Genomic DNA, 1,507 nt, shown 5'->3' with positions numbered 1-1,507 from the left:
GGACCGTCCCGGGAGACGCGGGGCCGCTCACGACGGTCCGCACAGCGGACCCTACGGGGCTCGCACCAACAGCGCTTGAAAGCCACCGTCGCCCGGACGGCCGGGCCAGTGAACGACGCTGCGGACGATCCGCCAGTCGGCGAACCGCGGGTCCGCCAGCACGGCGGCGACGACGCCGGCGTTCTCCTCCGGCTCCACGCTGCACGTGGAGTACACGCACCGCCCGCCGGGCTTCACCCGCGCCAACGCTGCGGTCAGCAGGCGGGTCTGGCTCTCGGCGAACAGCGGCAGGTCGCTCGCCTTCACCCGCCAACGGGCCTCCGGCCGCTTGCCCAGCACGCCGGTGTTGCTGCACGGCACGTCCACCAGCGCCGAGTCGAACGGGCCGGCGTCCAAGTCGGAGGCGTCCGCCGCCGTCGCTTGAACGCGGATTGAGGAGAGTCCCAACCGCTCCGCGTTCGCCGTGACCCGTTCCAGTCGATTGCTGCTGACGTCGGCGGCGAGGATCTCCGCGGCGTCGCCGGACAGTTCCGCGAGGTGCGTCGACTTCGTGCCCGGGGCGGCGCACAGGTCGAGGACCCGCTCGCCGGCCCGCGGGGCCAGCAGGGCGGCGGCCCGTTGGGCGGTTTCGTCCTGCACGCTGGACCGGCCCTCCGCGAAGCCGGGCAGCGCCACGACGTTCGCCCCCTCCGCCAGCCGGACCGACTGCGGCGTCTCCCCCGCGCTCGCGGTCACGCCCGCCTCGGCCAGCGCCGCCAGCAGCGACTCGCGGTCGCCCCGCAGCGGGTTGACCCTCAGAGTGGCCAGCGGAGGGCGGTTGAAGTGGAAGCCGAGGGCCCACAGCTCCGCCGGTTCCAGCCGCTCCGCCCAGCGGCGGGCCAGCCAGCGGGGGAAGGCGAAGGCGGCGGCGAAGTAGCCCGTCGGGTCGTCGGCCGGGTCGGGGAACACCCGGCGACCGACCTTCCGCCAGCGGTTCCCATCGGTCGGACCGACCGGCAGCGGGACGGCGTCCGCCGCCGGGCCGGGGGCGGGGATCGGTTCGTCGTTCGTCGGGTAGACCGACCGGGCGAGGTTCCGGAGCACGCCGTTCGTCAGCCCCTTCCAGCGGGGGGCGCCGACGATCTCGGCGACCGCCACCGTCTCGTGCACCGCCGCGTGCGGGGGGATGCCGCCGGTCAGGAGCAGTTGGTAGGCCCCCAACCGCAACAGGGTTCGCAGACCGGGTTCGAGGTCCGTCAGCGGCCGGTTGAGGTGGGCCTTGAGGACCGCGTCCAGCGTGGCCCGCCGCCGCACCGTGCCGAACACGAGGTCCGAGATCAGCCTCCGGTCCGCCGCGGGGACGTCGTACTCGGCCCAGCGGCGCTCCAGCAGGTCCTGGGCGAAGGTCTGCGTGGTCGCCTGCTCGAGCAACGCTTCGTGGGCCAAGGCCCGGGGGGACCCGCTCATCGGCCGTTCCTCATCGCGCGGGAGGTGAGCCCGGAGCGCAAGCTCCGGCCGTCGGCGCAGC

General features: G+C 74.7%; 1 protein-coding gene. It reads right to left on the bottom strand.

Annotated elements, in window-relative coordinates:
* Positions 1 to 51: 51 nt before the first annotated feature.
* On the bottom strand, positions 52 to 1,446 hold the full coding sequence (locus ACG2DA_RS22740; protein WP_395258977.1) for a transcription antitermination factor NusB: 1,395 nt from the start codon (positions 1,444 to 1,446) through the stop codon (positions 52 to 54).
* Positions 1,447 to 1,507: the final 61 nt, after the last annotated feature.

This window comes from Alienimonas sp. DA493, assembly GCF_043951915.1.
In the GTDB taxonomy this organism is placed as follows: domain Bacteria; phylum Planctomycetota; class Planctomycetia; order Planctomycetales; family Planctomycetaceae; genus Alienimonas.
The sequence above is the reverse complement of the archived record's forward strand: the minus strand, read 5'-3'. Positions and strand labels throughout refer to the sequence as shown.